Raw genomic sequence first — 24,711 nt, forward strand, 5'->3', positions numbered from 1 at the left:
GTTCGGACGTCAGTTGCACTCGGTCTTGTACCAGAGCGCCTCACCCTCGGGGGTGTCGACATCGTCGCTGGTGAGGATCTCGACCGGGGCGTCCACGGTCTTCGACAGCTCCTCGCCGCGCAGCTGCTTGGCGATCTGCTCGATCGCGAGCTCGCCCATCGCGTAGGGCTGCTGGGCGACCGTCGCCTGCAGCACGCCCTCCTGCAGCAGCTCGACGTTCGCCGCTCCCGCATCCCAGCTGACCATCTTCACGTCGCCGACCACGTCGGCGTTGCGCAGAGCGACGGCAGCGCCGGTCGAGTTCAGGTAGTTCGTCGTGTAGATCGCCTTCAGGTCGGGGTACTTGACCAGGGTCGATGCGGCATTCGCCTGGATGATATCGGCGGCGATCTCGGGGTATGAGATCGAGACGACCTCGATGTCGGGGTACTCCTCGAGCGCGTCCTCGAAGCCCTTGATGCGTGCCTGGGTGATCGGGTTGGTCGCGAGCGAGCCGATCGCGGCGATCTGCCCCTCGCCGCCGATCAGGTCGGCGAGATACTTCGTGATCTCCTTCGCGCCCTCGTAGTGGTTCGAGGCGATGAACGAGTCGTAGAGTTCCTCGTCGTCGAGCTGCGCGTCGACGTCGATGACCGTGACGCCGTCAGCCCGCGCCGTCTGCACGGGGATGCCACCGGCGACCGGGTCGGCGGGCGTGTAGATGAGGGCATCCGGCGCGCTCGTGAGCACGTTCTGCACGATTGTCGTCAGCTGGGCCTGATTCTGGTTCTGCGGCGCCTGCAGCTCACCGACCTTCATGCCGAGCTCGGCGCCGGCGGCCTGCGCCCCGCACGCGACCTGCACGTAGTACGGGTCGCCGGACTGCGGCCCGGCGATGGCGATCGTGGCGCCAGTGACGGGATCGTCGCCATCGCCCTCCGCCTCCGGTGCGGCGCTCGAACACGCGGCGAGCGGTCCGAGAAGAAGAGCGGTGGCGGCAGCAGCGATGACGAGACGCCGGGACGAACGTGCGGTGAAGGCAGAACGGTTCATGCGGACTCCTTGAACGGGCGGGAATGGTCGGGTGAAGGGATACAGCGAGAGGGAGATGCGTGCGAGGTGCGGAGGGTGATGCGGTGGAGAACGAGGACGAGATGCCTAGCTCGGCGCGGAGCTGGATCGCTTGAGGCTTCGGATGCGCCGCAGCCGGTCGAGGTAGAGCGCGCCTACGAGGACGGCACCGGTGACGACCTGCTGCCAGAAGCTCTGCAGGCCGGCGATCACGAGGCCGCTGGCGAGGACGACCGGGATCGCGTTGCCCAGCGCGGTGCCGGCGATCGTGCCGACGCCGCCGAACAGGCTCGCGCCGCCGAGGATCGCCGCGGTGGCCGCGGTGAGGGCGTCGAGCGAGTGGCCCGAGATGTTCGTGGTGCCGTAGATCGAGAGAGACAACCATCCGGCGAGGCCGGCGAGCAGTCCGGAGAGACCGTAGATGACGGTGAGGTGTCGACGAACCGGGATGCCGGCGCGCACGGCAGCCTCCTTGTTCGACCCGATCGCGTACGTGTGCCGGCCGAAGACCGTCGAGTGCAGGGCGATCGCGGCGATGACGGCCACAGCGGCCGCGATCACCACGACCCACGGAATGCCCAGGATGCGTCCGACACCGAACTGCGACATGGCGGCCGGCATCCCGCTGAGATCCTGCCCTCCGGTGGCGACCTGAGCGAGTCCCAGTGCCGCACCGAACATGCCGAGCGTCACGATGATCGGATTGAGTTCGGCGTACGCGATGAGCAGCCCGTTGATCCAGCCGAGACCCACACCGCAGACGACGGCGACTCCGAGGCCGATCAGCGCCGTCGTCCAGCCGTCACCGCCCACCTGTCGCATCGCGATCATGCTGATGACCCCGGAGAACACCAGCACCGATCCGACCGAGAGGTCGAAGCCGGCGGTGATGATGACGTAGGTCACGCCCACCGCCAGGATCAGCATGATCGAGCCGGCGAGGAACATGTTGCGGATGTTCGCCTGCGACAGGAACGGCTGACCGTTGATGATCGCGAAGACGACGACGAGCAGGATCAGTGCGCACGTGACGACGAACAGCGGATGCTGCCACGCGCGCTCCAGGCGCTGCCGGAAGGTGAGCGGTTCGGGGACCGCGACGGGCGCGCCCATCGTGTCGAGAGAGGTCATCGGTTTCCTCCGGTGTCTTCAGGGGCGGGGGTCGGCGCGAGGCTGCCGCCGGTCATGGTCGAGACGAGCAGTTCCAGCGACGCCTCCGCGCGGGAGTAGCTCGCGACGCGCTGTCCCAGGCGCAGCACCTCTACCCGGTCGGCGACGGCGAGCACGTCGGACATGTTGTGGCTGATCAGCACCACGGCGAGCCCGCGGTCGGCGACGCGCTTGACCATGTCGAGCACGCCCTTGGTCTGCACCACACCGAGCGCAGCGGTGGGCTCGTCCAGCAGCACCACGGTGCGCGCCCAGCTGACGGCCCTGGCCACGGCCACGCCCTGGCGCTGCCCGCCCGACATGTCGCTCACCGATCCGCGCCGTGGGTCTGCAGTCACCCCGAGCTGGGCGAACTCCCGTTGCGCGACGGCAGCCATCGACTTGTTGTCAAGGAATCCGAGAGCGCCCAACAGCCCCTTCCGTCTCGTCTCACGCCCGAGGAACATGTTGGCCACGGGCCCCATGTCCGGCGCCAGCGCGAGATCCTGCCAGACGGTCTCGATGCCGGCGGCCTGCGCGTCGGTCGGCTGGTGGGCGCGGAACGGCTCACCTCCGACGAAGACCTCTCCGTCGTCCGGCATGAGCGCGCCCGAGAGCACCTTGACGAGTGTCGACTTGCCGGCGCCGTTGTCACCGATCAATGCCGTCACCTCCCCCGCACGGCAGTCGAAGTCGGCGCCGCGGAGCGCCTGGACGTGGCCGTACGAGACACGGATGCCACGGGTGCTGAGCGCTGTGCCCTCCGGGCGCGACGACACGGTCGTGCCGGCGGTGCTGCGGGAGTTCTCGGGTTCCATCGGAATGCCTTTCCTGGAGGTGAACGGGAGCGAGGCTCAGACGGCGGTGTATCCGCCGTCGATGGTGACCTGCTGCGCCGTCATGTAGCTCGACACGTCGGAGGCGAGGAAGACCACGAGCCCGGCGACATCTTCCGGAGTGGCCATCCGGCCCTGCGGGATGAGCGAGACCCACTCGGCTTCGAGCGCGGGTTCGCGTTCGATGATCTGCCGGGTGAGGTCGGTGAGCACATAGCCAGGGGCGATCGAATTGACCCTGATCCCCGAGGATGCCCACTCCACCGCGAGGGACTTCGCGAGGTGCGCGACCGCCGCCTTGGAAGAGTTGTAGGAGGCGGCCCACTGCGGCACGTTGACGATCGAGCCGGACATCGAGGAGATCAGCACGGCACTGCCGGTCTGTCCGGCCTCGAGCAGAGTGCGGCCGAACGCCTGTGCCGAGAAGAAGGTGCCGGTGAGGTTGACGTCGATGACCTTGCGCCAGTTGCTCGCGGTGACATCGATCGAGTCCTCGTTGATCTCGATTCCTGCGGCGGTGAGGAGCACGCGTGGCACGCCGAGGCGCTCGGTGACGAGGAGGAACGCCGCGGTCGTCGCCTCCTGGTCGGTGACGTCGAGGCGGTGTCCGAGCGCACGCACCCCGAACTCCTCCGAGAGGGAGGCGGCGGTCTCCTCGACCGTGTCGAGAAGGTCGAAGAGGGCGATGTCGACTCCTTCCTCGGCGAGTGCGCGGGCGACGGCGAGGCCGATGCCACGTCCGCCTCCGGTGACGACGGCGATGCGTCCGGCGAGATCGATCTTCATGAGGGTTCTCCTTGTGATGGTGTGTCGGTCGGTGTCGAGCGCGTCAGGCGCCGATGAGCTCGCGCAGCTCGGCGGCCGTGCGCGGGAGGGTGATGGCGGGATCGCCCGTGGTCGAGCACTCGAGGTTGAGAGCGCCGCGGTAGTCGATGTCTCGGAGCGCCAGGAAGATGTCGGCCCAGTCGAGTGCTCCGTGGCCCGGCAGCAGACGGTTGCTGTCGCCCAGGTGCACGTGGCGCACCTGGTCGCCTGCGGCACGCAGCGCTGCGGGGATGTCGGCCTCTTCGATCGACATGTGGAAGGTGTCGGGCAGCAGTCCCGCGTTCGGGTGTGCCACGCGCTTCACGACGTCGAGGTTGTCGGCGACGGAGTTCAGATAACGGCTCTCGTAGCGGTTCAGCGGTTCGAGCAGGATGGCGGCATCGGACCCGGCGACCCGGTCGAGCAGCTCGGTGTAGAAGGCCGTGAACTCCTCGTCCTGCGCCGCGGTGAGCTGCTGGTAGGGGTCGAACAGCGGCATCGGATCCTGCGCTCCGTACTCGAACTCAATCTCTGTGACGAGCCCCAGCTCGGCGCACACCTCGGCGGCCTCGCGGTACATGTCACGGCACTGGGCGCGCAGCTCGGGGTTCTCGGACATCGCGTTACCGTAGATGTCGCCGGTGAGCACGAACTCCACGGGACGCACGCCGGTACGGGACTCGAGTGAGCGGAGCTCGTCGTGAACCTTCGGGTTCCACTCTTCACGAGGCTGGAACACGGCGATGGCGTCATACCCCCAGTCGCGCAACAGTTCCGCCTGCGCGGTCAGCGAGTTCGCCGGGATCATGGGGGTGGAACAGCAGAGGATCATCGTCCTTCTCCTTCAGGGTCGGCTGACGGGCTCGTCGAGCCGTACAGGCGCGCGAGCGCGTCATCGAATCGGTCGTAGCGCTCGCTCGTCGCGGGCGTGGTGCGGGGGTGGAAGACCTGGGTCTTGGGCGCGTGGAGACGAGCGGTGTCGTCGATCGACGTCAGCACGCCAGCGGCCACCAGCGCGAGGATGGCCGCGCCGCGGCATGCGGCCTCCTGCTCGTCCGGCACACGCAGGTCGACACCGCAGACATCGGCCTTCAGCTGGTTCCAGAACTTCGACGCGGTGCCGCCGCCGGCGCTGACGATCTCGCGCACAGGCGCACCGGAATCCCCGATCGCATCGATGTTGCGCCGCAGCAGATGCGCGACGCCTTCCATCACGGCGAACGCGAGATCGATGCGGTCATGTCGCAGCTGCAGCTCGATGAATGCGCCCCGAGCCTCGGGATTGAAGTCGGGCGGGTTGACGCCGGTCAGGTAGGGCAGGAACAGCGGGGCCGCGCGGTGATCCCGCTCGGGAAGCTCACGCGCCAACGTCTCGTAGCTCAGGTCGCCCGCGATACCCTCACGGAACCACTCGAGCGCGACGCCGCCGCTGTCCGCGCAGCTGAACAGCACGGTCTCCCCTGGGCGCAGGCCCGGATGGAATGACATGACGGATGCCTCGTCGAACGCCCAGTCCTGGGCGACCAGAGAAACGGCCAGGACGGTGCCTGCCGAGGCGCTCACCGTGCCCGGTGCGTAGGAGCCGGTGCCGAGCATCGCGCAGAAGTGATCGAGGGCTCCCGCATTCACTTCGTACGATGCCGCGGGCGGGAGCAGGGCAGCGACGTCGGGGCGCGGGGCACCGACGATCACCCCGGCCGGCACGAGCTCCGGCAGGGTCTCTGCTCGGACCCCGCAGAACTCGAGCATCTCGGTCCAGTACCGGCGAGCGGGTACGTCGTAGAGATAGGTGAAGCCTCTCGTGGTCTCCTCGCCGACGGCCCGTCCTGTCAGTCGGAGCAGGATGAAGTCCTTGATCATCAGCACGTGGACCGCGGCATCGAGCACCTCCGGCCGATGCGTCCGCAACCAGCGCAGCTTCGTCGCAGGCCACGTCGCCACCGCCTCGGTCTCGCCGGTGATGGCGAACGCAGCCGACGCACCGAATCGCGCGGTGAGCGCTGCGGCTTCGACGGCCGAGCGCTCGTCCATCCAGGAGATCCCCCATGCTACCGGGATACCTGCTGCGTCAGCGAGCACCAGGGATTCTGCTTGACCGGTGACGACGATGTGCGCCGCAGCGTCAGGCGCCGCACCGGCATCGGCAGCGCAGGCGCGGATCAGCTCGATGACGGACGCGAACACCTCGTCGGCGTCGAACTCGACGATCGCCCCCTCACGGCGGTACCGCATCGGAGCGGTCGCGGTCGCGAGCTGCATCGCGGACTCGTCGAAGAGCACCACCTTGAGGTTGGTCGTGCCGAGATCCACCGCGTAGACGAGCATCGTCACCGGCCCATCACGGTGATCAGCACAGTGCGCTCTCTGGCGCGCACCGCGTCGAGATCACCGAAGTACACGCGCCCGAACTCACCGAGTACCGCTGCGCCGTCGACGATCGGAACGGACTCCGAGCGTCCGACGATCGAGGAGATGATGTGCCCGTCAGTGTTCAGACCCCATGACGGGTGCTCGCCCCGCAACTCGGCGGCATTCTTGATGTGGATCGGACCCGGGTGCAGATACTGCCCCTCGTGCCGCGCCGGCGGGACGATCTTCGCGAAGATGTTGAGGGTGTCCTGCAGCAGCAGTTGCGTGCCGTAGTAGGTGATGTCCTCGGACTCCTCCTGGATGAGCACGCAGCAGCTGGTGTGCGGTGTGAACGCCTGCACGACGCCTTCGGCGATCCCGGATTCGGCGACGAGACGGGTCACCTCGTCGGTGATGTCGAAGAACTCCTGACGTGCGGGGGTGATGACGGTGATCGAATGCGTCTGGACGGACATCGGTGTGTTCCTTGCTGACGAGGCGGACGGGGATGAGATCGAGGGAGTTGTCATTCGGCCGATACCGCACCGCCGGTCATCCCGGCGACGATGTGCTTCTGGACGATGAAGGCGATGATGAGGACCGGGAGGATCGTGACGGTGCCGACCGCGGCGACCTGTCCCCACGATGTCCCGATCGGGGTGATCAGGCTCGGGATGGCGACGGGCAGCGTCTGCGTGTGACGCCCGGTGAGCACGAGGGCGAAGAGGAATTCGTTCCAAGAGTTGATCAGGCAGAAGATCCCGGTCGATGCCAGTCCCGGCTTCACGATCGGCAGGATCACCCGCAAGAAGGTGCCCCACTCCCCGCAGCCGTCGAGACGGGCTGCTTCATCGAGCGAGATCGGCACGGCGAGGAAGAATCCCCGCATCATCCAGACGGTGAAAGGCAGTGCGAACGTGAGATGCGCGGCGATGAGCGCGAAGTAGGAGTCGCGCACGCCGAGCGACGATGCAAGCACGAACAGCGGCACCGCGAGCACCATCGCCGGCAGCAGCCGCGCGGCGAGCAGCGCCATCATGAACGTCTCCCCCTTGCGCACACGGCTCAGGCTGTAGGCCGCGGGCACTCCGACCACGAGCGCGATAGCGGTCGACACCAGACCCACGACCGTGGAGTTCAGGAGGTTGTCCGTGAACCCCTTCTCAAGGAACGCCTCGCGGTAGTTCTCGAACGTGGGCACGAAGAAGAGGCTCGGTGCCGAGGAGAAGATGTCGACGCGATCCTTGAAGGAGGTCAGGACCAACCAGATGATCGGCGAGAGGTAGACGACGATCAGTGCCGCCGCGATGATGCCGAACGCGATGCGGAGCACGCGGCCCCGGGCGCGAGGGGAACGCTCGGGCACGATCCGCCCGCGGCCCGCGTCGCGGGTCACGATCGCCCGCGTGTTGACGACTGTGGATGTGCTCATGCGTCGGCGCCCTTGCGGTTGAGGTAGCGGAACAGGATGGCGGAGAGTGTGGCGACCACCGCGAAGGTGGCGACGCCGAGCGCCGCCCCGTAGCTCATGTCGAAGGCCGCGAAGCTGACGCGGTACTGGAAGATGTCGTTCACGGTCGTCGCCGACCCCGGCCCGCCACCGGTGAGGATGTACACCTGGTCGAACTGGCGGATGGCCTCGGTCGCACGGAACAGCACGGCGACGATGAGCACGGGGCGCACCATCGGAAGCATGACGTGCCAGTAGAGCTGGAAGGTGTTGCAGCCGTCGAGCTCCGCGGCCTGAATCTGCGCCTGCGGCGTCGCCGAGAGGCCGGCGAGCACCATGAGGGCGATGAACGGCGTCCATTCCCAGACATCCATCACGACGAGCGCGGCGAAGGCGCCACCGGCGCTGTCCAGCACACCCCCCTCTCCGACGAGCCCCAGGGCTCGCAGGAAATCGGTCATGTATCCGAACTGCGGGTTGAGACCGAAGCTGAACATGAGTCCGACGACCAGCGGCGTCGCGATCATCGGAAGCAGCAGCGCCGAGGTCACGATGCGTCGGCTGCGGATCAGACGCGAGAGGATGACGCCCAGGACCGTGCCGAACACGGTCTCGATCCCGACCGCCAGCACCACGTAGGCGATCGTGACCAGCACCGCCCGCCCGAACTGGGCGTCCCCGAGCATCCGGATGTAGTTGTCGAGCCCGATGTAACGGCCATCGGCTTCGGCATCGACCGGGCTGTAGGACTGAAAGCTGAGCATCACGCTGTAGGCCAGCGGGAACGCGAGCACGATCGCCAGGATGACGAGGCTCGGGGCCTGCATTCCGAATCGCGTCCAGAACACTCGGTTCCGCGCCCGCGATCGGAGGGCGGCGCGAGGAGCGCCCTCCGATCGCCTGGGTCTGTCGGAACGTGTGCCCGTCGTGGTCGACACGATCAGAACGCCTTCAGCGGGAGCTTGTCGCCGAGGATGCCCTCGATCTCGTTCTGCGCGTCTTCGAGAGCCTTCTGCGGAGTCGAGTCCCCGACGAGAGCGGTCGACACCTGCAGCGCGAGCTGGTCGAGCATCTGCGGCCATTCGGCGTTCCTGGGGCGAGCGAGGGCGTTCTCCAGGCTCGCGAGCTGCTGCGGCCAGGACGGCAGAGCGGCGACGAGCTCGGGGTCCTCGAAGGCGGATCGTGTCGCGGGCACTCCGCCCATCTCGCCGATCTTCTTCTGCACCGGCGCGGACAGCGCCCAGGCGACGAAGAGGTAGGCGGCGTCCTTATCGACCGCCTGCTTGCTGATCGTGTAGGTCCACGCCCCATGGAGCGCGTGGTGCTCATCGCCCTCAGCGGCGACCGGCACATCGCCGTAGCCGATCTTGCCGACCACAGCCGACTGCGACTCGTCCTCCATCGCGCCGGCGGTATCGCCCCACGAAATGGCCTGGGCGGCGATCCCCTGTTGCAGGTTGGCGGTGACCTCATCCCAGGTCGCGGAAGTGAATCCGGGAGGCGCGAACTCGCCGAGGGACTTCATGTACTCCAGACTCTCGACGGATGCGTCGCTGTCGACGATGAGTTCTCCGTCGGCGTCGACCACTCCACCGCCGAACCCGCCCGCGTAGTTCATCCACTCGAAGACCGCGGCTTCGTGCCGCTTTCCGGCCATCGTCACGCCGTACATCGGCTCGGTGAGCACCTCGCCCGCCGCAGTCTCACCCGCATCACGGGTGAAGAACTCGGCGATGTCGTGATACTGCTCCCACGTCTGCGCCGGAGCGAGGTCGTAGCCGTACTCGGCGGAGAACGCGGCCTTCTCGTCGGCGTTCTCGAAGAGATCGGAGCGGTACATCATCATCGTCACCGCACTGTTGGACGGCATCCCATAGGACTTGCCCTGCCACGTGGCCGCCGTCTCCCAGAGACCCGTCACGATATCGGTGGGTTCGAAGTCCTCGCCGACACGGTCGGCGTTCGCGTCGATGAGCGGGGTGATCTCCTCGACATAGTCGCTGCCGGCATAGGCGCCGAGGTAGTCGTATGGGATCGATACGACGTCGTAGTCGCCCTGGGCGGTCGAGAAGTCGAGTGTGACGCTCTGGACGAGCTGCGCGAACGGCGCCGTCTCGATGTTCACCTCGATCCCCGTCTTCTTCGTGAAGTCGGGCACCAACTCTGCGAGGACCTCAGAGTTCAAGGTGGCCTCGGCGAGCACATTGAGTTCGGTACCGGCGAACTCCTGCGACCAGCCGTCAGCGGCGTCCGGGTCGACGTCGCCGCCTGAGGGACCGCTGCAGCCGGCGACCGTGAGCCCGACGACCGTGATGAAACCAGTCATGAGCGCTGTGCGGAGAGCAGCCTTCCGGCGGCCGGGAGCAATGCGAGTGGAGAGGTACATCGGCGTCCTTCGAGTCGGCAGTGATGAGCGAGCCTTGATCGCAAGTTGTGATCGGCTTTCACGTCAATGTAATTGCTTAACATCTAAGCGCGCAAGACCCGGGGGAGTTTCTGTGAATGATTTACATGTTGGTAACACGCTGTGATAGATTTTCGGTTCGCGGGCCCTCAGGTCACACCAAGAAGAAAGAGGCGATGGGATGAGCGGAATCACTCCTCAACGTCGACGCGTCGAGATCGAGTCACTCATGAGCTCGCGTGCAGAAGTGGACATCCAGAGCTTGGCCGCTCACTTCGGCGTCTCCGAGATGACCATCCGACGCGATCTGGGCACCTTGGAAGACGAGGGCATCGTCCGTCGACTCGTCGGCGGACGCGCGCTCCTCCTCGACGCGAAGAACCGCGAGCCCGCGCTGTCGACGCGTGCGCTGGCGGAACATGAGACGAAGGCGCACATCGGCCGGGCCGTCGCCGAACTTCTCGTCGACGACGAGGTGGTGTTCATCGACGGCGGCAGCACAGCCCTGGCCGTCGCACACGCTCTGCGCGGTGCCGGCAAGCGGCTCACCGTGCTCACCCGGAGCCTGCTGGTGGCCTCGGAGTTGGCGGAGGAGCCGAGTGTGGAGATCTTCATGCTCGGCGGGCGCGTGAAGTCGTCCGAGATGCTCACCACCAGCTCGACCATGTCCGACGATCTGCGTCACTACAACGTCGACACCTACGTCATGGGCATCAGCGGCGTGCATCCCACCCGAGGGTTGACGGACTATGACCCGGATGAGAGCGCCGGCAAGCGGCTGGCCCTCGAACGGTCAGATCGAGTGATCCTCGTCGCCGACCACTCCAAGCTCGGACGCGTGCTGATGTCGCGCGTCGCCGCCGTCGACGACATCGACGTGCTCGTCACAGATTCCGATCACGAAGTGCTCCCGAACATGCCCTCCTCGCTCTCGGTCGTGATCGTGGAGCCGCCCCAGTGAGCGCACGCACCTTGGGTTCACCCTTCTTCGAGATCGGGCCGAAGAACCTCCTCCGTCTTCCGGAGATCATCTCGGTCGCTGAGGCTGCGGGGGCAGCGGGTGAGCGGCACGGGGTATCCGTCATCCTCACCGTCCCGACCGCGCTGATCGCGCCCGTCCGCGCCGCGGTTCCCGGCGTCTTCGTGTTCGCACAGGGTATCGACGACGACGAGCCGGGAGCCAGCGTCGCGCGGGTGCTTCCCGAGGCGCTTGCGGATGCCGGCGCGCACGGCGTCATGCTCAACCACGACGCGAGCCCGCTGACCCCGGAGGCGGTGGCACGGGCGATCGGGCGCGTCCACAGCAACGGACTCCTGACCATGGTGTGCGCCGGTGATGACGACGCGGTCATGGACCTGCTCGAACTCACGCCGACGATCGTGCTCTACGAGCCGCCAGGTCTGATCGGCAGCACCGAGAGCACGGATCGCCCCTGGATCCCCACCATCGATCGCCGCGTCGCCGAGCGCGCCACCGACGTGCTGATGATGCATGCCGGAGGCGTCTCGCATCCCCAGGACGCATTCGAGATCATGCGCGTCGGCGCCCATGGCACGGGCTCGACGTCAGGAGTCCTGCGTGCAGAGTCTCCTCGTATGGCGGCGGCGGAGTTCATCGCTGCCACGCGACGCGGCTTCGACGCGCACCACAGCGCCACCGCCTCTTCTCCGACACGCTGACAGGAGCCGCTCCCGGGCACATCTGGACCGTCGGCCGCGCCCCTGCCTTGCGGTTGTCGCGCACATGACCTCTGAAGATGACATGTCCCCTCGTCCGCGTGCACAACTTCTCGGTCTCGCTCGAGGTGCCGTTCGGCCATGCCGACTCGCGCCTGATGCAGTGGGCGTTCGGCACGCGCACGTTCCGCGAGATGGGGCTGCCGGGCCCGACCCCTGGTTCCACCGGTGTCGATGACGCGTTCGCACGGCAGTGGGGACCGGGGATCGGCACCGAGATCACGGGGCGCAACAAGTTCGGGGCTGCTCCCGCTCCCTCACGCCGAAACCGTCGCGGGCTGCGCGCGTCGACCGCGTCGGGCCAACCCGATCGCCACGACACCCAGCACCACGGCGGCGATCAGGAGAGCCACTCCCCCGCCGAGTCGATGAGCGGCAGCGCCCACCACCGCACCGCCCGCAAGGGCACCCCACAGCAGCAGTGGGCGCTGCCACTCAGTACGGGATCTCCCCGCCACCAGCGCCGCGAACGCCAGGCCGAGACTCACCAGCGTGCCGGTGGCATAGGTGATCGCCACCCGCGCACGCCCCTCCGCGAGGTACAGCGTGTTCAATGCGCCCATCGAGGCCGCGAGCAGCAGGAACCGCCACGGCCCATCGGGCAGCACGAACGAGGATGCCGCGCTGATCGCGACGGCGGCGGCGGATGCGGCGACCGCCGAGGCACGCCGTTGTCCTTGCCTGCCGAGGAGAGCAGTCGAGGAACGGCTGGGTCAGCTCGGGTTGTGAGCGGGTCTTGATGCCCGCGCGAACGTCAGCCGAGGTCGTCGAGGATCAGCTCACCGCGCTGATTCAGTCGACGCATCATCCTCTCGATGCGCGCGGCATCCACCCTCGGGGGCGGCTCCTGGTCGAACTCGAGAATGAGCGGGATGCTGGGGTGCATCCACGCCGACACCCGCCGGTCGCGGGACTTCCCGGCGGGCCAGGTCATCATGAAGCTCTCCTGGCGACGGAGCTTGGTCGAGATCACGACCTTGAGATGCGCGAGCAGTTCGTCGTCGACATCGATCGCCGGGTGAGAGCTGTTGTACTCGAGTGTTCCCATCGGGCGAACGTATCCGCCGGTTCAGCCGCCGAGAACCCCGTAGTGCGAACACCGTCGAGAGCGTAAGATCTCGGTCCTCCGAGAGAAGCCCCGCAACCCTTCTCGGGGACTGCGGGGCTTCTGAAGTGGACGCGACGGCGGGAGTCGAACCCGCAACGCCGTCAGGTATGAACTGAGGCCCGGGACCGCCCGGATCGCCGCGATGAGAACGACGTTACCCGGCCGTGATCTTCCCCGCCAGGATCGCTTCCTGGGATAACGCTATGAGTCAGTGGATGACACCGGGTGTCCTCGCTCGGCGCCCGGAGACCAGCCGAAACCCGGACGCGATGCGCCCCGCCCGGCGTGTCGCTGCTCGCCGCGCCGCCCCGCGCGCACTCGGTCTCCGTTTCGCCGAGTCTGCGCTCCGGCGTCAGGCTTGAACGGCGGCGAGCTGCGGATAGACGGCATCCAGCGGTGCGCTGAGCCCTGCCTTGAGCTGCACGGAGATGTCATCGGCGAGCACCTCGTACTCGCCGCGCTCGGTCGCATCGAGAACCGCACGCACCAGGTCGGCGGGGTCGGTCTTGGGGTCGGTGACGTGCTCGGCCATCGCGGTGTCGACGTATCCCACATGCACGCCGACGACGTGCACACCGGCGGGCGCGAGCTCGAGCCGGAGCGAGTTGGTCGCCGACCACAGCGCCGCCTTGGTCGCGCTGTAGATGCCCGCGACCGCGAACCAGGAGAGCGCGGAGTGGATGTCGATGATCGCGGCACCGGGGCGACCGGCCAGAAGCGGTGCGTAGGCGCGGGCGAGGAAGAGGGGTCCGAGGAAGTTCGTCTCGACGTTCGTGCGGATCTCGGCATCCGAATGGGAGAGGATGCCGGGAGTGGGAACCGAGGCTCCGGCGTTGTTGATCAGCACCGTCACGTCGGGGGCGGCCTCGACGACCGCCTGGATCGACGCGGCAACCGTGACGTCGAGGGCGAGGGGCACGACCCGCTCGTCGTCCCAGGTCTGCGGGGTGCGGGCGGTGGCATAGACCTTGGCGGCTCCGCGTGCGAGCGCCTCGGCGACGAAGCGCGAGCCGATGCCCCCGTTCGCTCCGGTGACCAGGACGACGGCGTCGGTGAGTGACGGCATGGTGTGTTCTCTCTTCTTTGCGACAATGATGTATCTGAGTTCGCGCGTAAGCGACTCTCGTCATAACTGAGTGGAATCAGTTTCTATTCCGGAGGATGTCATGTCGACGGCAGGACCAGTGATCGGTCGCCGCGAGCGCAACAAGCAGCAGAAGCTGCAGCGCATCATCGCGGCCGCGTCGGAGCTGTTCGCCGCTCACGGCGTCGACGAGGTCACCACTCAGCAGATCGCCGAACGGGCGGACATCGGCACCGGCACGCTGTTCCTCTATGCCAAGAACAAGGGCGAGCTGCTGCTCCTGGTGCAGAACGCCAACTACGCCGTCGCCCTGGAATCCGGGATCGCCGCGGCCGAGGACGTCACGGACCCGGCGGATGCGATCATGGCCCTGCTCCGGCCCATCATCGACTGCAACCGCACGCACGTCGACAACGGTCGCAGCTATCTGCGCGAGATGGTGTTCGGCGACCCAACGGATGCACACCACGCGAACGCCCTCCGCATCGTGCGGGCGACCGAGGAGGCATCCGTCGCCATCCTCCGACGCGACCCCGAGATGGATGCGGCACGCGCCGAGAGCCTCGCACGCATCTTCTCGGCGATCATGTTCCTGACGATGGGCGCGAGCGCCACTGCCGCGCTGTCCGTCGACGCCATCGCCGCCGACGTCCGCACGCAGGTCAGCGCGGTCCTCGGACGCTAGCGCCGCCCGGCTGCCCGACCGCTCCTAGCGCCGGATGGAGTCGTGGAAGGGGTTCGGCTCGAGCGTGTAGTCGGTGGAGGCATCCGCCCAGGTGCCCGCATCCGCCGGCACACGGCGACGACGCACGGCCGCGAGCGCACCGGCGGCAGGAGCGCCGAGCGCCAGCGCCGCGGCACCGCGCAGCGTTCGATCCTCGGCACCGAGCACGCTGGCACGGTGCCAGGCCTCGTGCATCGCTCCCCCGCGCGCGGCCGGTACCCGCTTCGCCGGCAGGGCTCCGGCCCGGCGCAGCGCTACGAGCTGCTCGATCCGGTCGCGCCAGGTCGACTCCCCATCGGGGTGGAAGTAGTTGTCGCGCAGCCAGTCGGGGTGCGGATGCCGGAACCGCCCGGCGATCACCTCACTGCGCCCGCCGAGGAGGCCACTGCCCACGAACACCGTGTTCAGCAGGCTCTTGCTGACGCCGAAGGAGTCGAGCGCGATCACGGGGATGCCGAGCGCCGTGGCCTCGATCGCCGCGGTCGAGCTCACGGTCACGAGTCCTGCCGCGCTCTCGAGCGCCGAGGCCATCGAACCGTAGGAGAAGACGAGGTTGTCGGGCCGGCGCTGCGGCAGCAGCTCCGTGTACGGCGTGCGCTCCAGATGCGTCTCGGCCTCGCCGGGGCGTGATCGCAGCTTCACCACGACGCGTCTGTTCGGCTGCGCTTCGGCCGCGCGCACGAGCATGGCGGCGATCTCCGCCCGCTCCTCCCGGCCTCCGGGCACGAGCGCCTGCGCGGCGAACACGATGTCGGTCGCCGCGGGTCGCACCGGGGTGGGCGCCTGCGGCCGTTCCGCCACCGCCACTCCCCCTGCGCGTCGGGCGAGCGCACCCGACAGCGCGCGCTCGGCGCTCTGCATGCGCTGCTGCCGCCGGGCGAAGGGAAGTGTGGCGAGGGCCGTCGGCACCTCCACGCCGATCCGTCGCCCGAGGTCGGCGAACGCGCGCGCCTCGCGGTGCGAATGCACCAGCAGCAGATCGGTGTGCCGGCGGTACTCGAGCGCGCCGCGCTGGGCGGGGATGGCCATGCCCGGCAGACCCGAGACCGTGACCGGACGGTGGGTCAGCGCATCGATCACGCGACCCAGCAGCCGCACGAACGGTCCCCGGCCGGCGAGCAGCACGACATCGGGACGCTGGCCCTCCAGCCACCCGACGAGCTCGGCGAACCGCACGCGCGTGACCTCACCCGGCAGCATCCCGGTACCGGCGAGAGCCGAGCGCTGCTGCTCCACGCTCGCGGTCAGCGGTGTGCGCACGACCAGCAGGTGAGGACGGATGCCGGGCACCGATCCGAGCAGCGACGCCGACCACTTCACGAACGAATCGGCGTCGGCGATCGCGACGACCCGCAGTCCGTCCCGCACTGTCATGCGTTGACGCGACGCAGCTTCGCCATGGGTGCCCGCTCGCTGTCGAACACGCGCTTGACGCCGTCTCCGAGTGCGGTCTCGATCACCCGGATGTCGCGTACGAGGTGTTCCAGACCGGTCGGCTCGAGCGAGGCCGCGTGGTCGGATCCCCACATCGTGCGATCCAGCGTGATGTGCCGCTCGACCGCGACCGCCCCGATGGCGACGGCGGCGAGCGAGATCTGCAGCCCGCGCTCGTGACCGGAGTACCCGACCGGAATGCCGGGGTAGCGGTCGCGCAGGGTGGCGATGGCCCGCAGGTTCGCCTCGGCGGGCTCCAGCGGATACGTCGAGGTGGCATGCATCAGCACGACCCGGTCGGTGCCGAGGGTCTCGAGCGCACGGTCGATCTGCTCGATCGTCGACATGCCGGTGGAGAGGATGACCGGCTTGCCCGTCGCGCGCAACGCCTGCAGCAACTCGGTGTCGGTCAGGCTCGCCGAGGCGACCTTGTGCGCCACGACGCCCAGGTACTCGAGGAACTCGACGCTGGGCACGTCCCAGGGGGAGGCGAACCAGTCCAGTCCGAGCATCGTCGCGTGGTCGCCGATCGCGATGTACTCGTCGCGGCCGAACTCGACGCGGCGACGGTAGTCGAGGTAGCTCATGGTGCCCCACGGGGTCTCGCGCGGAACATCGCGCATGTGCTCGGGGGTCGAGATCTCGGGGGTGCGCTTCTGGAACTTCACCGCGTCGGCGCCGGCGCGAGCCGCGACATCCATCAGGCGCTTGGCGATGTCGACGTCGCCGTTGTGGTTCAGGCCGATCTCCGCGATGACATAGGCGGGGTGGCCGCCGCCGATCACACGCGATCCGATGCTGACTGTCATGATTCCTCCGGTCGTCGAGCGGTCACGAAATCCCCGCATCTCCTGGCTACGCGCCGATGATGAACGCCGTCCGTCCTGCGGGTTACCGGCACCGGTCAGCTCGACAACACCCGTTCGATGAGTTCCCGCACAGCCCCGTCGCCGCCGCCCCGTCGCAGCACGACGCGCGCCTCCTGCTGCACGCGCGGATGCGCATCCGCGACGGCGATCGGCCAGCCCACGATGCGCAGGGCCGGGAGGTCGTTCACGTCGTTGCCGAGGTAGGCGATGTCGTCGAGATCGATACCGTTCTCGGCCGCCCAAGCGCGCAGGGCCGACTCCTTGTCGGCGATGCCGTGCAGCACCGGCACCTGCAGCTTGTCGGCGCGCGCCCGGACGACCGGGTTCACCTCGGTGGAGAGGATGAGCATCGGCACCCCGGCCGCGCGCATCAGGGCGACCCCCATGCCGTCCTCGCGGCTCACGCGCACGCGCTCGCCCCCCTCGGCATCGATGATCGCGGTGTCGTCGGTGTGCACGCCGTCGAAATCGGTGACGACCGCGGCGACGGGGATCGGCTCGACGGGGTCGTGCAGCACGGCGAGGGCTCGGGCGATGCGCAGCTGGTGCTCGTCGTCGATCTCGATCGCCGACCACTCCGGGACCGCGGCGACGCGGATGCGACCGAAGAACCGATGACGGCTCTCCCGGAACCCGGCGGCACGGAACACGTAGAAGGCGCCGGTCTCGAGATGGTGCGGCTCACGGTCCTGGCGACGCGGGCGATGCGCGGCGTCATGATTCACCGCGACGGCGCCCCCGTCGGCGTCTTCCCGCCACAGGAACCCGTAGGTCTCGTGCGCCGAGAACACGCTGTCGGCCCGGTCGGCCTGCACATCGGCGACCGCGGCAGCCAACGCGTCGCTCGGGATGAACGGCGACGTCGCCTGGAGGAAGGCCACGACATCGTAGGCATCGTCTCCTCGATCGAGCTCGTCGAGCACGTGCAGGATCGCACTCTCCGACGAGGCGGTGTCGCCCGAGATATCGGCAGGGCGCTCGATGACACGGGCTCCTGCTGCCCGCGACACCTCGGCGATCTCGGCGTCATCGGTCGAGACCACGACGAGATCGACACCGGCATCCCGCGCCGATCGCACGGCCCGCGCGACCAGCGGGACCCCGCCGACGCGCTGCAGATTCTTGCGCGGCACGCCCTTGGATCCACCCCGCGCCGGGATGATCGCCACCGTCCTCATCGCGTCGGTCCCGGTCGCCGCGGTCTTCGTCATCATCGTCCTCGAATCGCTCGCCATGCCCTGCCCGCCCGCCGACGCGCGCCCAGCGCGGTCAGCCTCCATTCCTCGACCCTGCCGGTGCCTCCGGCCGACCGGAGCACCCGACGAAGAGCACCCTCGACGGGCGCCCCCGGCAGGCGGAGGGCCGTCAGCCGCGTGGGCGAGAAGTAGCGGTCGCGGTCCGCCGGTCGGAGCTCGCGCAACATCCGCTCCGCCCGGCCGCGCAGGTGACCCGCGATCTCCGGCTGCATCGCGTAGCCGATCGCGTCGATCAGCAGCTGCAGTCGTTCGGGGTCGGCGAAGGCGGAGTCGCTCCGGGTGAGCGCGTCGATGATGACGAGCGGGATGCGGTTGCTGTTCTCGAACGGTGCGAGCCCGGCGAGCAGCGTCGCCGTGCCCACCGAGCCGATCGGCCGCCCCTGCAGCGCCTGCACGGTGGGCAGCGCGGTAGAGAACCCGGCGACGACCGCGACCGCATCGATCCGATCCGCGAGCACCTCGGCGGCGAGCGCGCCGCGATACTCGGCGAACTCCACGCCCCGGGCCAGCGCCCGCTCGCGGATCGAGTCGGTGTGCAGCGGAGGGGCTGCCGGATGAGGCTTGAACACGACCCGCTGCGGTGACCAGGCCAGCGCGCGGTCGATCAGGTCGCGCTGGAGTGCGATCTCCTCCCGCGCCGTGATGAGTCCGAGAGCAGAGAGGTACTGGCCGAGCACGAGCGCCGTGGGGATGCCGTCGTCGAGTGGCGCACCCGTGGTGTCGAGCAGCGCCTCGCCGGCGTCGGTCTCGCGCAGCACGGCACGGAAGCGCTCCGGCGGGATGCCCACGGTGACCGCGTGCCGGCCTCCGACGAGGGGACGCACCCCGGGCACCACGTCGGCGTGCACGACCCGACCGATGCGCGCGGTGACGGCATGCCCGAGCGGCACGCGCATCGGCGAGTAGGTCATCAGCCCATCACCCACGATCGTGATGCGTGCCCGGGGGAACAGCGACATCAGGGTGCGCGCCGGGGCGACCTGGGGGCTCTGCACGAACAGCTCGAGGTCGTCGGGGTCGATCCCCCAGGCGCGCACGAGCAGCCGTTCGAGCAGCGGCAGGTCGGCGTCCGCCGGCTCCCAGGAACTCGGATGCAGCGGACCGAGCAGCGCGTCGAGATCCTCGATCCGGTCGAAGCGGCTCCGCAGCGACGCGAGCGCGGGGTCGACCCCGATCCCGACCACCGTCTCCGGCACGCGCGACGACACGAACGGCACGAGCACGCGTTCGCGGCTCTCCCCCGCCGGATGGAGCAGCCCCTCATCGATCGCGGCGGTCGCGGTGGCGAGCCCGTAGGCGCTGTGCAGGGCGAAGATCTGGGTCATGCGTGCGCTCCTGCACCTCGGAGCGACCGTGCGAGCACCCGTCGACGCGGTCCGTCGAGCCGCTCCACGGCCGCACGGACCTCGGCGTCGGGAAGTCGGGCGAGCAGCCCGCGGATCGCCTCGCGCATCTCGGCGCGCAGTTCCCTCGGCATCCTGCGCGAGCGGACGAGGTGGTGCGAGCTGAGAGCGAGAGCGGTCCACACGGCCTTCGGGAGGAAGCGCTCGGCGTCGGGGTCGACCTCGACCACATCGATCACCTGGGCCATGGCGGAGGCGAAGTCGAGCTGTCGCCGATCGCGCACCTGGGTCAGCGAGGTCGTCACGCCGCGGCGGTAGAGCAGGGCAGGCGCATCGACGACGGCGAAGCCCTGCGCCTGCAGGTGCAGCCGCCAGATCCACGGACGGTCCTCGGCGGTGAAGAGGCCGGCGGGGAAGGCCGCGAGTCCGCGATCGATGAGGCGGCGATGGAACATGCCGGCCCAGGCGAAGGGGTAGTCGACCATGGTCGTCTCGGAGTCGGGCAGGATCGCGTCGCGGGGCGAGAGCGCCTGCTCGCGCCAGGGATGCGGCGCCCGCACCAGGGCGCGCTGCCCCTCACGGACGGTCACATGGTCGGTGCGCACGAAGTCGACAGCCAGCTCGTCGAGGCGCCGCCGGAGCACGGCGAGCCGCCCCGGCTGCATCCAGTCGTCGCCGTCGATGAAGCAGAAGGCGTCGCCCTCCACCTGCGCGAGCCCCTGGTTGCGCGCCGATGCGAGGCCGACGGGCGATGCGTTCACGATCACCTCGGCGTGCACGAACCGGTCGGCATAGCGCCGCATCAGCGCCCCCGTACCGTCACTCGACCCGTCGTCGATGGCCACGAGCTTGAGCGCCGACGGGTCGTCGAACTGACGCAGCAGCGTCTCGAGCGTCGTCGCGATGTACGCGGCGGCGTCTTTCGCGGGCAGGATGACGGTGACCAGCGGTGCGCGCACGGAACTCCCGGGGGTGGACGTGTCAGGCATGGTGTCATCCGGGCGTTGCCGGATGGCGACACCCGGGTGAACGCGGGGTGTCCTGGCGCGAGGGCGCCGCAGGATCGGCGACGATGGACAGATGCTCTGGTCACGCTCTTCGCACGGACGGCCGATGCGGCGACGGCTGCGCGAGACCGCCGACTTCCGGTGGATGAGCGCGCGGGCGTGGACGACGAGGTGGTACCCGCAGGGCGTCGACGTGGGCCTGTGGCGTGGACGGCGCACCCTCGCCGTGAGTTGGTTCCGCCAGGATCGCACCGGACGGCATCTCGCTTCGCGCGTCGTGCTGATCGATCCGGAGCGTGCGCGGCACATCGACATCGCCCTGGCCGTCGACGAGTCGGGCGAACTGCAGCCGGCGCGCATCCACGCGGGCGGACTCGCCTGGTTCGGGGATCGGCTGTTCGTGGCGGCGACGGGGCAGGGCATCTGGGAGTTCGATCTCTCCGACATCCGGCAGGTGCGCGGCCCGCTCGCGCGCCGACTGCGCGGCATCAGCGGTCACCGGCCCGGCGCGCGGGCGCTCGTGGCGGTGCGCACCCGGGTGCATCCGGTCGCTCTGCGCTGCTCCTTCCTCGGACGCGTGTACGACGCCGACGACGCGGCGACGCGGCGGGTATTTATCGGCGAGTTCCGCAACGGCGAAGAGGGACGCATCGGTGAGTTCACGATCCCCGAGGAGGCGGACGGCGAGCGCTCGCGCTTCGAGGAGCAGGAGCGTTGGACCCCCGGCATCCCTCACATGCAGGGTGCGGTGCGCCGAGGCGACCGGGTGTTCGTGTCGCAGTCGGTCGGGATGCAGCCGGGCACGCTGTGGTCGGGCACCCGCGAGCGGCTGACCGCGCACCCGTATCCGCTGCCGATCGGATGCGAGGATCTCGCCCTCGACCCCGAGGCACGCATGCTGTGGTCGCTGGGCGAGCATCCGCGCAAACGTGTCGTGCGCGGCATCCCCTTCGCCCTTCTCGGACTCGACGGCTGACCCGGAACGCCCCGCGTAGACTGGTGGGGTGAAGCCTGCACCCCTCCTCGTCTACACCGTGCTGCGGCTGCTGGCGTTCCTGGTCCCCCTCGCGATCCTGTGGTTCTTCTTCCCGATCTTCCGCGAGTTCTGGTGGCTCGCCGCGATCTTCGCCGCCCTCATCGGCACCAGCATCTCGATGCTGTTCCTGCGGCGACCGCTCTCCGAGGCGTCGGCCGAGCTGCACGAGCGCCGCGAGGGACGCGGCTCCCAGCGCCAGGCGGATGCCGACGCCGAGGATGCCGTGACCGAGGGCGCGCCCGAAGACTCCGTCACCGAGGAGCCGGGCACGCCCGGCCCCACACAGAACTGATCTGCTCCGGACCGAGCGCACGTCCTCACTCTGCGTCCGCTGTCGGCGTGACCCGCTCGGCGGGCGTCACAATCTGCCGCGTCCCTCGCGATCAGGCGACCATTCGCGACGCCTCTCACGCGGCAGGCGTCACAAGGTGCCGGTTCAGGGCCTCGAATGCGGCACTTCGCGACGCCTGACTTCGCGACCCCTCAGCCGCGCACGGAGGGGTGCCAGCCGCTCAGGGCGTCAGCCGGCGAAGGCCCAGAACAGGGCTCCCGCGTAGAGCAGGGATGTCAGCGACGTCAGCGCCAGCGCGATCACGAGCTCGCCGGGCTGACGATAGGTCCACACGATCAGCACGGCCGGCAGTGCGGCGAGCAGCGCCAGCAGGGCTATCCAGGCGATCGGGAACAGCAGCGCGAGCACCACGGCGATGCCGAACGGGGCGAGCACGAACAGCGTGAACAGCACCTGGGTCGCGCGGCGGCCGATCAGCACGGTGAGCGTGCGCTTGCCGACGACACGGTCCTGGTCGATGTCACGCAGGTTGTTCGCGAGCAGCACGGCGCAGGCGAACAGTCCAGCCGCGATCGCGCCCAGCCACGCCTGTGAGGAGAGGTCGAAGACCTGCACCCAGACCGTGCCGAGGGTGGCGACGAGGCCGAAGAAGACGAACACGAACACCTCGCCGAGGCCCGCGTAGCCGTAGGGACGCTTGCCGCCGGTGTAGAACCACGCGGCCACGATGCACGCCGCGCCGACGGCCAGCATCCACCACTGCTCGGTGCGCACGACGATCGCCAGGCCGACGAGGGCGGCGAGGGCGAAGAACGTCAGCCCGATGATCAGCACCGTGCGCGGCTTCACACGACCCGAGGCCGTGAGTCGCGCGGGCCCCACACGCACGGCGTCGGTGCCGCGGATACCGTCGCTGTAGTCGTTCGTGAAGTTCACGCCGATCTGCAACAGCACGGCGACAGCGAGGCACGCGAGCGCGATGACCCAGTGGAACTCGGGATCGACGCTGCGCGCGGCGCCGGATCCGATGATGACCGGTGACGCGGCGAGGGGCAGTGTGCGCAGGCGGGCCGCACCGATCCAGTCGCCGACGGTGACGGGTCCGGCCTCGACGACGGGGCGTCGTGCCGGGTTTCCGCTGGTCCGACTCGGGGTCCGCGGGGTGCTCTTGCTGCGTGCGCTGCTCTTGCGCTTCGAGGATGCTGCCACGCTAGGGAATCCTAGTCGGCCCGCTGATGCGGCATCCGAGCGTCACGGGTTCGGATTGCTGTCCTTGCCGTCGAGCCAGAGGGTGTCGGACGCATCGCCGTGCGACCCCGCCTTGCCGACGTGCTTGTCGCCGATCTTCGGCCCCTTGGTGATCACGTGCACGAGGGCCATCGCGTGACCCTGCCCCAGCTGGTACTCCTCTTTGAGCCAGGCCACGATCGGGGTCGCCTTGGTGGTGCTGTCGAACCCCTTCGCCGTCGCGAGTTCGATGAACTGCCGCGGCGTGAGCCCGGTCTTCGTCTCGATGTTGTCGAGGTAAGCCTGGAAGGACATGGATCTCCTGTGATCGACGAGGTGACGAATGCCATCCTGGCGGAGCGCGCGACCGAAGACAATCGCCGGGGCGAAAGCGATCGTCAGAAAGCGATCGTCAGACCGACGGCGCCTCGTCCCCGATCGGGATGATCGGGCGGTGCTCGTAGTACGTCTGCAGCACGACGGTCGTGCGGGTGCTGACCGATGCCGCGGCGCGGATGTCGCGGATCGAGCTCCTCGAGCGCGCGGGGCGTCGGCGACGCGCACGAACAGCATGTAGCTCGCGTCGCCGGCGATGGAGTGGCAGGCCTCGATCGCGTCGAGGTGCTCGAGCAGCTCCGGGGCGTTGTCGGGCTGCGCGGGATCGAGCGGCGTGATCTCGACGAACGCGGACGAGCGGCGTGCCCACCGCCTCGGGGTCGAGGATCGCGCGGTAGCCGGTGATCACGCCCGCGGGTCTCGAGTCGGCGCAGGCGCGATTGCACGGCCGACACCGAGAGCCCGACGGCGAGAGCTCCGACGAGCGTCGCGACGAGGGTCGCCCGCGCGCGATCGCGACGCGAGTCCTCGGCGGGCACGATCGACCGGTCCGACAGAATCATCCAGTCCGCTGTAAGATCCTATCGGTTAGCGAACCCGTTCTTCCGCATCGCGAGAATTTCCTGCAGAACCTCACGATCGGAGGTTCCGATGTCCATCAGCTCCGCCCACAGCCTGCTGCACGGCCATCGATCGGCGAACCCGAGGTCGTCGAGGACGCCGCCGTGCGCCGAGCACGCTCCGCCGCCTGGCTCCGCTCAAGGACGCCGCCATCGCGCTGCAGGAGCTGCAGGTCAAGGACGGGTCCGTGCCGGAGGCCGCCGACCACGGCCGCGCGCGCGCACGTCGGAGCGATCACCGCCGTCGATCCGCGCACTCGCCCCCGCCTTCCCGCACGACGCCGCCTACCTCGCGGCGCTCGTCGGCGACTTCCGCCGCTGGGCCGCGAGGGCTTCGGCGTCCCGGACTTCCTCGACTCGCTCATCGCGTTCCAGCCGCAGCAGCACCGCGTCGACGGCATCCGCCACCTCGTCGTGTTCCCGATGTACACGCAGAACGGCTCGAGCGACCGCCTCGTCGAGGCCGCTGCTCGTCGAGGCGATCTGGCCGGAGTTCATCGCCGAGCTCGAGGCCGGCGACTACGGCAACAAGCTGTTCGTCTCGCTGCGGCTCGTCGACTTCACCCCCGGCTACGACACCAACTCGGCCGTGCTGT

Annotated in this window: 25 protein-coding genes and 2 pseudogenes; 5 read left to right on the forward strand and 22 right to left on the reverse strand. The window is 68.8% G+C overall.

Annotation, left to right across the window (positions count from 1 at the left end; translation table 11 throughout):
- Positions 1–9: 9 nt before the first annotated feature.
- The 10 genes from P0Y60_15945 to P0Y60_15990 all read right to left on the reverse strand — a co-directional run bounded on the left by P0Y60_15945 (position 10) and on the right by P0Y60_15990 (position 9,964).
- The gene (locus tag P0Y60_15945; GenBank protein ID WEK60773.1) at positions 10–1,032 is read right to left on the reverse strand and encodes a substrate-binding domain-containing protein; all 1,023 of its coding nucleotides are present in this window, start codon (positions 1,030–1,032) and stop codon (positions 10–12) included.
- A 105-nt stretch (positions 1,033–1,137) separates the two neighbouring features.
- Complete coding sequence (locus P0Y60_15950) at positions 1,138–2,181, reverse strand: ABC transporter permease (GenBank protein ID WEK60774.1); 1,044 nt, start codon at positions 2,179–2,181, stop codon at positions 1,138–1,140.
- Positions 2,178–3,017 (reverse strand): ATP-binding cassette domain-containing protein, encoded by an 840-nt coding sequence (locus P0Y60_15955; GenBank protein ID WEK60775.1) that lies wholly within the window; start codon positions 3,015–3,017, stop codon positions 2,178–2,180. The genes P0Y60_15950 and P0Y60_15955 overlap by 4 nt, the downstream gene beginning before the upstream one ends.
- A 36-nt stretch (positions 3,018–3,053) precedes the next feature.
- Positions 3,054–3,821, reverse strand: a complete 768-nt coding sequence (locus P0Y60_15960; protein ID WEK60776.1) for an SDR family oxidoreductase — start codon at positions 3,819–3,821, stop codon at positions 3,054–3,056.
- Positions 3,822–3,864: 43 nt separating this feature from the next.
- Positions 3,865–4,671, reverse strand: coding sequence for a sugar phosphate isomerase/epimerase (locus P0Y60_15965; protein WEK60777.1), 807 nt, complete (start codon positions 4,669–4,671; stop codon positions 3,865–3,867).
- Complete coding sequence (locus P0Y60_15970) at positions 4,668–6,164, reverse strand: FGGY family carbohydrate kinase (GenBank protein WEK62935.1); 1,497 nt, start codon at positions 6,162–6,164, stop codon at positions 4,668–4,670. The genes P0Y60_15965 and P0Y60_15970 overlap by 4 nt, the downstream gene beginning before the upstream one ends.
- 2 nt (positions 6,165–6,166) lie before the next feature.
- Positions 6,167–6,664: a secondary thiamine-phosphate synthase enzyme YjbQ gene (locus P0Y60_15975; GenBank protein WEK60778.1), complete on the reverse strand. Its 498-nt coding sequence runs from the start codon at positions 6,662–6,664 to the stop codon at positions 6,167–6,169.
- Positions 6,665–6,714: 50 nt separating this feature from the next.
- Entirely contained in the window at positions 6,715–7,620 is a 906-nt protein-coding gene (locus P0Y60_15980) for a carbohydrate ABC transporter permease (GenBank protein WEK60779.1), read from the reverse strand.
- A complete protein-coding gene (locus tag P0Y60_15985) occupies positions 7,617–8,465 on the reverse strand; it encodes a sugar ABC transporter permease (protein WEK60780.1) in 849 nt (282 codons plus the stop codon). Before P0Y60_15985 ends, P0Y60_15980 begins: the two co-directional genes overlap by 4 nt.
- Before the next feature lie 113 nt (positions 8,466–8,578).
- On the reverse strand, positions 8,579–9,964 hold the full coding sequence (locus tag P0Y60_15990; GenBank protein ID WEK60781.1) for an extracellular solute-binding protein: 1,386 nt from the start codon (positions 9,962–9,964) through the stop codon (positions 8,579–8,581).
- A gap of 259 nt (positions 9,965–10,223) precedes the next feature.
- Here P0Y60_15990 and P0Y60_15995 point away from each other — a divergent pair, with 259 nt between their 5' ends.
- Together P0Y60_15995 and P0Y60_16000 are read left to right on the forward strand one after the other, a co-directional pair.
- Positions 10,224–11,003: a DeoR/GlpR family DNA-binding transcription regulator gene (locus P0Y60_15995; protein ID WEK60782.1), complete on the forward strand. Its 780-nt coding sequence runs from the start codon at positions 10,224–10,226 to the stop codon at positions 11,001–11,003.
- Positions 11,000–11,722, forward strand: coding sequence for a triose-phosphate isomerase (locus tag P0Y60_16000; GenBank protein ID WEK60783.1), 723 nt, complete (start codon positions 11,000–11,002; stop codon positions 11,720–11,722). The genes P0Y60_15995 and P0Y60_16000 overlap by 4 nt, the downstream gene beginning before the upstream one ends.
- A gap of 314 nt (positions 11,723–12,036) precedes the next feature.
- Here P0Y60_16000 and P0Y60_16005 read toward each other — a convergent pair.
- The 4 genes and pseudogenes from P0Y60_16005 to P0Y60_16020 form a co-directional block, all read right to left on the reverse strand.
- A pseudogene (locus tag P0Y60_16005) lies at positions 12,037–12,459 on the reverse strand (DUF1275 family protein).
- A gap of 74 nt (positions 12,460–12,533) precedes the next feature.
- Complete coding sequence (locus tag P0Y60_16010) at positions 12,534–12,827, reverse strand: hypothetical protein (protein ID WEK60784.1); 294 nt, start codon at positions 12,825–12,827, stop codon at positions 12,534–12,536.
- 126 nt (positions 12,828–12,953) lie between these two features.
- Positions 12,954–13,029 (reverse strand): annotated as a pseudogene (locus P0Y60_16015).
- 210 nt (positions 13,030–13,239) lie between these two features.
- Entirely contained in the window at positions 13,240–13,953 is a 714-nt protein-coding gene (locus P0Y60_16020) for an SDR family oxidoreductase (protein WEK60785.1), read from the reverse strand.
- 100 nt (positions 13,954–14,053) lie between these two features.
- Here P0Y60_16020 and P0Y60_16025 point away from each other — a divergent pair, with 100 nt between their 5' ends.
- On the forward strand, positions 14,054–14,656 hold the full coding sequence (locus P0Y60_16025; protein ID WEK60786.1) for a helix-turn-helix domain containing protein: 603 nt from the start codon (positions 14,054–14,056) through the stop codon (positions 14,654–14,656).
- Positions 14,657–14,680: 24 nt separating this feature from the next.
- Here the strand turns inward: P0Y60_16025 and P0Y60_16030 are convergent, their stop codons facing one another.
- The 5 genes from P0Y60_16030 to P0Y60_16050 all read right to left on the reverse strand — a co-directional run bounded on the left by P0Y60_16030 (position 14,681) and on the right by P0Y60_16050 (position 20,586).
- A complete protein-coding gene (locus tag P0Y60_16030) occupies positions 14,681–16,069 on the reverse strand; it encodes a hypothetical protein (protein WEK60787.1) in 1,389 nt (462 codons plus the stop codon).
- Positions 16,066–16,938: an N-acetylneuraminate synthase family protein gene (locus P0Y60_16035; protein WEK60788.1), complete on the reverse strand. Its 873-nt coding sequence runs from the start codon at positions 16,936–16,938 to the stop codon at positions 16,066–16,068. The genes P0Y60_16030 and P0Y60_16035 overlap by 4 nt, the downstream gene beginning before the upstream one ends.
- A gap of 95 nt (positions 16,939–17,033) precedes the next feature.
- Positions 17,034–18,212: an acylneuraminate cytidylyltransferase gene (locus P0Y60_16040; GenBank protein WEK60789.1), complete on the reverse strand. Its 1,179-nt coding sequence runs from the start codon at positions 18,210–18,212 to the stop codon at positions 17,034–17,036.
- Positions 18,209–19,579, reverse strand: coding sequence for a polysialyltransferase family glycosyltransferase (locus P0Y60_16045; protein ID WEK60790.1), 1,371 nt, complete (start codon positions 19,577–19,579; stop codon positions 18,209–18,211). Before P0Y60_16045 ends, P0Y60_16040 begins: the two co-directional genes overlap by 4 nt.
- Positions 19,576–20,586 carry a glycosyltransferase family 2 protein gene (locus P0Y60_16050; GenBank protein WEK60791.1) on the reverse strand — a complete coding sequence of 337 codons (1,011 nt, stop codon included), beginning with the start codon at positions 20,584–20,586 and terminating at the stop codon, positions 19,576–19,578. The genes P0Y60_16045 and P0Y60_16050 overlap by 4 nt, the downstream gene beginning before the upstream one ends.
- Positions 20,587–20,677: 91 nt before the next feature.
- On the opposite strand from P0Y60_16050, the gene P0Y60_16055 reads away from it, so the two are divergent.
- The gene (locus P0Y60_16055; protein ID WEK60792.1) at positions 20,678–21,580 is read left to right on the forward strand and encodes a hypothetical protein; all 903 of its coding nucleotides are present in this window, start codon (positions 20,678–20,680) and stop codon (positions 21,578–21,580) included.
- A 28-nt stretch (positions 21,581–21,608) separates the two neighbouring features.
- Positions 21,609–21,932, forward strand: coding sequence for a DUF4229 domain-containing protein (locus P0Y60_16060; protein ID WEK60793.1), 324 nt, complete (start codon positions 21,609–21,611; stop codon positions 21,930–21,932).
- A 228-nt stretch (positions 21,933–22,160) separates the two neighbouring features.
- On the opposite strand, the gene P0Y60_16065 is transcribed toward P0Y60_16060, so the two are convergent.
- From P0Y60_16065 to P0Y60_16075, 3 genes are all read right to left on the reverse strand, one after another.
- Complete coding sequence (locus P0Y60_16065; GenBank protein ID WEK60794.1) at positions 22,161–23,141, reverse strand: 1,4-dihydroxy-2-naphthoate polyprenyltransferase; 981 nt, start codon at positions 23,139–23,141, stop codon at positions 22,161–22,163.
- A gap of 42 nt (positions 23,142–23,183) precedes the next feature.
- Positions 23,184–23,474: a DUF4287 domain-containing protein gene (locus P0Y60_16070; GenBank protein WEK60795.1), complete on the reverse strand. Its 291-nt coding sequence runs from the start codon at positions 23,472–23,474 to the stop codon at positions 23,184–23,186.
- A 926-nt stretch (positions 23,475–24,400) separates the two neighbouring features.
- Positions 24,401–24,613, reverse strand: a complete 213-nt coding sequence (locus P0Y60_16075; GenBank protein WEK60796.1) for a hypothetical protein — start codon at positions 24,611–24,613, stop codon at positions 24,401–24,403.
- Positions 24,614–24,711 lie beyond the last annotated feature (98 nt).

Source organism: Candidatus Microbacterium colombiense (assembly GCA_029203165.1).
Taxonomy (GTDB): Bacteria; Actinomycetota; Actinomycetes; order Actinomycetales; family Microbacteriaceae; genus Microbacterium; species Microbacterium colombiense.